This is a genomic window from Verrucomicrobiota bacterium (assembly GCA_016871535.1).
GTDB lineage: Bacteria > Verrucomicrobiota > Verrucomicrobiia > Limisphaerales > SIBE01 > VHCZ01.
Genome location: VHCZ01000339.1, coordinates 1 through 5,688, shown reverse-complemented (window position 1 = coordinate 5,688; position 5,688 = coordinate 1). Strand labels below are relative to the sequence as shown.

The window sequence follows — 5,688 nt, the reverse complement described above, 5'->3', positions numbered from 1 at the left end:
AGAATCCAGAGGTAGGCCCAAACCGAGATGACGAGCCGCCATTGCGAATCGTGCCAGCGCGCGGTGTCCAGCATCAATTTGGCGATCAAGAGCAGGACGATCGACAGCCCGCGCACGGCCAGAAAATCGGGAACATAGATGCAAGTGGCCAAGCCCAGCGCGCCAAATCCAAGCAACATCCATTTCTTATAGCTCGCAAAATCAGAAATGGATTCCGCGTTCAAGTTCCACAGGAACCAGGCCGTGCCCAGGGCCATCAAGGCGTAGCCCCAGGCCATCGATCTGGGGAAACTCCGCGCCGCTTTGGCGGCTTCGGCGGGTTTGAGCAGCCCGTACAATTGCGGCAAAGAAACGAGGATTCCCAGTCCGACCGCTAGTGTGGAGAGCTTCATGGGTTATTCCGCGAGGTTTTGGAGTGCGCCAGTCCTCTGGCGCTTTTCGATCTGCCCGGCAGGCCTAAGAGCGTGTCCGAAAATTGCGCGGGGTCCTGCGGCGAGGGATTTTGGCTGTGGCCAAGGCGGCGAGGTCCGAGCATCCCCAACGCGGGCTGTAAGGACCGAGCCAACGCAGGCCACGGACAAAAGACCCGCCGCCCGGAGGGTTTTCGCGCCAAAGGCCGCCTGGCTTCGTTGCTCCTCAGTCGAAGATCCAGGGAGGATATTCTCCTTCGTCGCGCCTCGCCATCCGGCCTTTGGCGCGAAAACAGGACCTCGCGGAATTTTCGGACACGCTCTAAATGCGGCAGAGGACGGCCGCAGTCCAAGACGCTGGCGCGTGGAAGTTTGCCCCCAGCGGTTCGTACCGTCGCAGGCGTGGGGCGCGATCCAGCTATTCACGGTCCTCCGCTTCCAGTCCAACGATGGCCGGGTCTCCATACAGCGTGTGCGCGCTGGCGCGGCAAATTCTCAGGTCCATCAACTCGCCGCGATGCCGTTCCGATCCCTCGAACACCACGATCCGATTGCAGCGCGTCCGTCCCTCCAGGCGCGCCGGGTTCTTCCGGCTCGGCCCCTCGACCAGGATTTGCACCGTTTGGCCGACGAAGCGCTGGAGCTTTCTCGCCACAATTTCATTGACCGTCTTCAGCAATTCGGCGTGGCGCTCCTCGATTAACGATTGCGGAATTTGATCCGGCATCGAAGCCGCAGGCGTGTCTCGGCGCTGGGAATACTTGAAAACAAACGCCTGGTCGAACTGCGCCTCGCGCACCAACGAAAGCGTTTGCTCGAAATCCTCCTCCGTCTCGCCCGGAAAACCCACGATAATGTCCGTGCCGATTCCAATGTCAGGCTGCACGCGTCGCAGTTTCTCGATAATGCTCAGATACCGCGGGCGCGTATAGCCGCGGTGCATCAGTTTCAAGACGCGATCGCTCCCGCTCTGGACCGGCAGGTGCGCGCTTTCGCAAAGCTTGGGCAAGCGGCCATACGCCTCGACCAGATCGTCGCCGTAACCTTTCGGATGCGGCGAGGTAAATCGAATACGTTCCAGTCCGCCAATCGCGTGCACGGCCTCGATCAGTTGCACGAACGCGGACTCGCCATCCTTCGCGCCAATCTCGCGGCGGCCGTAACTGGTCACAATCTGGCCCAGCAACGTGATCTCTTTCACGCCCCGCGCGACCAACTCCTGGCATTCAGCGACGATGTCGGGAATGGCGCGGCTCCGCTCCGGGCCACGCGTGTAAGGAACGATGCAGAAGGTGCAGTATTGATTGCACCCTTGCATGATGCTGACAAAAGCGGTCACCTGCCGAGGGGCGTCGTTGGCCGGCGGATTTCCGTAGAGCAAATGTTCCTTGATCGCGGCTTCGCTGCCGGATTCTGCCTCCACGTCGCAGACCTTGTCCCGCCGGCCCGCGAGAATCTCGTCCAGGTAATCCGCGGTCCGATGGAATTTCTGCGTTCCGATTACGAGATCGACGTCCGGCAGTTTGTCGATCAGTTCCTGGCCGCGGCTTTGCGCCATGCAACCCATAAAGCCGAGCACCACATTGGGACGGTTACGCCGAACCTCTGCCGCCAGATTCTGCATTTTGGCGAGGGCTTTTTGCTCGGCGCCATCGCGCACGCTGCAAGTATTCAGAAGGACTACGTCAGCCACGGCTTCCGACGCCGCGAGGGTGTAGCCCTTGGCGACGAGTTGAGCCGCGACTGCTTCCGAGTCGCGCTCGTTCATCTGGCACCCGTAAGTTTTGATAAAAACGCTCGGCATTTTCCGAAAAGCGCGGTGAAATTACGGCAAGGGAGCGCGCTTGGGAAGGGGGAAGATGGCTCGGAATGTAACGCCCGCTTTGTCCAGCGAGCCTGTAGCGCAGAGTTGAATTCTGCCGAAACTGGAGGCAAAGCAGGGAAAACCACGTTGCCGGGCCAGTGTGTCCTTGCTACAACGTCGGCGCCATGCAACCGCCGTCCTCCGACAAGCCGGACATTCACAGCGAGGAGTTTCTCCACCGTCTCATGCGGCGCCAGCTCAGGCTGTCGATCGCGTCTGCGGCGGCATTTCTCGCGGCGCTGCTCGGCCTGCCGCTGGCCAACTATTTTTTTCCCGATCTGATGGCCACGCGGGTCTTCGGTTTCACGCTGACCTGGCTGATTCTCGGCGTGCTTTTCTTCCCGTTGGTGTGGGGGATTTCCTGGCTCTTCATCCGTCGGTCGATTGCCCTTGAGCAGGCCGAGATTCATGAGATATCAGCAGGTAACTTGGGGGAAAGGGCGAAAGGGGGAGAAGGAGAAAGGGAGAAAAGGAGTCTATGAAACCAACCAGCAAGATAACTCACCATTGGCAACTGGATGTTTACCGGCTTTCGGTCGAGGCGGCGATGCAGCTCTTCGAGCTGACAAAGAAGTTTCCAAAAGAGGAAATGTATTCGCTGACCGATCAGATTCGGCGTTCGTCACGCTCAGTTTCCGGGCATATTGCTGAAGGCTGGCGACGGCGCCGATACGAGGCCGCGTTCTGCGACAAACTAAATGGGGCGGAAGCCGAGGCTGCCGAAACACAGTCGTGGATCGAATACTCTGTCCGGTGCGCTTACATCACGCGAAAAGTAGGTCGTGAAATCCACCGGGAGTACGACCGCGTTACGGGTAAGCTGGTCACCATGCAAAACAACCCCGACCCGTGGATTCTGAGCAGACTCCACCGCCAGTCTTGATTCGCCCCCTTTCTCCCCTGCTCCCTTTCACCGCTGCGCCTGTATGACCATCGACCCCTACATCCTCACCTTCAGCGCTCTGACCGTCATCGCCACCATCTGGATGGGCTTTTGGTCGGCGAAGAAATCGAAGACCGCGCATGACTTCTTCGTTGCGGGCCGCAATGTCAGCGTGGGGTGGAACGCGTCGGCGATCTCCGGCGAATACCTCAGCGCCGCTTCGTTCATGGGCGTGGCGGGCATGGTGATGAGTTCGGGATACGACGCGCTCTGGTATCCGGTCTGTTACGCGTGCGGGTATTTGTTCTTGCTGCTGTTCATCGCCGGACCGCTCCGGCGCTTCGGGGCGTACACGATTCCGGATTTCGCGGAAGGCCGCTACGACTCGCCCGTGTTCCGCAAGATCGCGGTCGTGTTCGTCTTGTTCATCGGCTTCTTCTACACGATGCCACAGATGAAAGGCGCGGGCACGACGCTGGCCTACATTTTTCCCGGCTTGCCATATTGGGCGGGCGTCGTGCTGGTCGGCGCGGTGATCACCCTCAACGTGGCGCTCGGCGGGATGAAAGGGATCACGCTGGTCCAGGCGTTTCAATACTGGCTGAAGATGTTTGCGATCTCCGTGCCGGTCTTCGTGCTGATGGCGGTGTATGGGCATTATGGGAAACAAGTCGGAGCGAACACCGAACATCGAACGTCGAACCCCGAACGCCGAACGCCTCCGGGCACGAATGAGCTTCGGTCCGATGTTGAAAGTTCGATGTTGGAGGTTCAGCGTTCGCCGCTTCCTCCAAAAGCCCCCGCAGACCTGACCTGGCTGAGTCCCTTCGGTCCCTTGACCACCAAAGCCGCCAAAGCTGCAAAGCCGGATGTCAAGCACGACGGCAAGCTCGAACGCGAAGACGTTGATTTCGGCGGCACGCCCTGGCCGGCTCGAATCAAGCGCGTCTTCAACGTCGATGATCCCGTGTTTGCCATTGCCATTGGCGGCACGCGGACGGCGTGGGACCTGGTCAAGACTTACGCCGACTACAAGCTGCTCACCGAGCGCATCAATCTTCACGATCGCATCAGTTATCTCCGGAGCGAGAAGCTGAAGGAGATTCGATTGCGGTGCGCCATTCCGAAGAACGTGCCCTCGGTCATCGTGCCGCAAATGGAGAAAATCCTTGCCGATGGCGGAGTCACGGTGGTGCGCGAGGCGGGCAACGTCTTCAAGGCGTTCCCGACGAAAGACGCGGTCATCACGCCCGTGGACCCGAAGCCGCTGGCGCTGCTCTACACGTATTCGCTGATCATCGCGCTGGTGTGCGGCACGGCGGGCTTGCCGCACATCCTGGTGCGGTTTTACACGAACCCGGACGGCGTCGCCGCCAAACGCACTACCATGTGGGTCATGATTCTGATCGGGGTGTTTTATCTGTTCCCGCCCATTTTTGGAGTGATGGGGAGGAATCTTTTGCCGGAGCTTTACGCGGGGACGGGGGCGAAGGGGACGGATAAAGTCGTGCTGGAGCTGCCGCGCATCCTTAATTCCCACTCACCCGCTGACTCGCTCACTCGCTCAGAGGGCGGCGAGGTGAGTGGGAGAGTAGGTGAGCGGGTGCGGGTGAGCGGGACGAGAATTCCGTGGGGCTCGATCCTGTCCGGTATCACCTGCGCCGGGGCGTTCGCCGCGTTCATGAGCACGTTCAGCGGCTTGCTGGTGTCGATGACCGGCGCGCTGGCGCATGACGTCTATGGCCGGATGTTGCGCCCCAAATCCACGCCGGAACAACGGCTCCGGGCGTTCAAGATCGCCGCCGTTCTGATCGGGACGGCGGCCATCTTGCTGGGGACGCAAGTGGAGCCGCTGCAAATCAATTTCATGGTTGGCCAGGCTTTCGCCATTGCCGCCGCGAGTTATTTTCCGTTGCTCTTCATGAGCGCGTGGTGGCGGGGGATGACGATGAAGGGGGCGGCCGCGGGCATGTTGACGGGCGGACTGCTCGCCGTCGCCGCCATCTCGTTGACCAGCTTCAGCGATCTGAAATGGCTGGCGCTGGATGATTTCTGGGCGGCACATCCGCTCTTGCGGATTCTCTGCGAACAGCCGGCGATCTGGACCGTGCCGCTTGCCATCGCGCTCATGATCGTGGTCTCCAAACTCACGAAAAAGGAAATCCCGGCCGACATCCGGATGAAGATGCTCGTCCTGCACGCGCCGGAGAAGCTCGGCCTGAAGCAGGAGTACATCCAGGAGCATCAGGCGCATTAAGGTGTCGCTTCGAGGACCTGGCATGGACGGATTCCACTCCGTCCCAGACCAAACTTTTTCGAGCCATCGCCCCAAACAAATTCCAGGGACGCAAGAGCGAAGGTGAGGGGTCGGTTCATGGCAGGGATGATTCAAGAATCTCGCGAAAGATAGGGGTAGGGATGACACACGAGCGTCACCCCTCCCTCCGAACCGGACGGGCGGATTTCCCGCATCCGGCTCTCCGGTTGATGGGGTCTCGACGAGAGAGAGCGCACCTTTCGTGCGGTCTCCA

At 60.2% G+C, this 5,688-nt stretch carries 5 protein-coding genes; 3 read left to right on the top strand and 2 right to left on the bottom strand.

The window, feature by feature from the left end; all coding sequences use genetic code 11:
- Both FJ398_25485 and miaB read right to left on the bottom strand, forming a co-directional pair.
- Positions 1 to 392, bottom strand: a 392-nt coding sequence (locus FJ398_25485; protein ID MBM3841243.1) for a hypothetical protein, incomplete at its 3' end; no start/stop codon positions are given.
- Between the two features lie 436 nt (positions 393 to 828).
- Positions 829 to 2,214: a tRNA (N6-isopentenyl adenosine(37)-C2)-methylthiotransferase MiaB gene (miaB, locus tag FJ398_25480; GenBank protein ID MBM3841242.1), complete on the bottom strand. Its 1,386-nt coding sequence runs from the start codon at positions 2,212 to 2,214 to the stop codon at positions 829 to 831.
- Positions 2,215 to 2,399: 185 nt separating this feature from the next.
- Here miaB and FJ398_25475 point away from each other — a divergent pair, with 185 nt between their 5' ends.
- The 3 genes from FJ398_25475 (at position 2,400) to FJ398_25465 (ending at position 5,414) form a co-directional block, all read left to right on the top strand.
- Entirely contained in the window at positions 2,400 to 2,756 is a 357-nt protein-coding gene (locus tag FJ398_25475; protein MBM3841241.1) for a DUF485 domain-containing protein, read from the top strand.
- On the top strand, positions 2,753 to 3,157 hold the full coding sequence (locus tag FJ398_25470; protein ID MBM3841240.1) for a four helix bundle protein: 405 nt from the start codon (positions 2,753 to 2,755) through the stop codon (positions 3,155 to 3,157). The genes FJ398_25475 and FJ398_25470 overlap by 4 nt, the downstream gene beginning before the upstream one ends.
- A 640-nt stretch (positions 3,158 to 3,797) precedes the next feature.
- The gene (locus FJ398_25465; protein MBM3841239.1) at positions 3,798 to 5,414 is read left to right on the top strand and encodes a hypothetical protein; all 1,617 of its coding nucleotides are present in this window, start codon (positions 3,798 to 3,800) and stop codon (positions 5,412 to 5,414) included.
- Positions 5,415 to 5,688 lie beyond the last annotated feature (274 nt).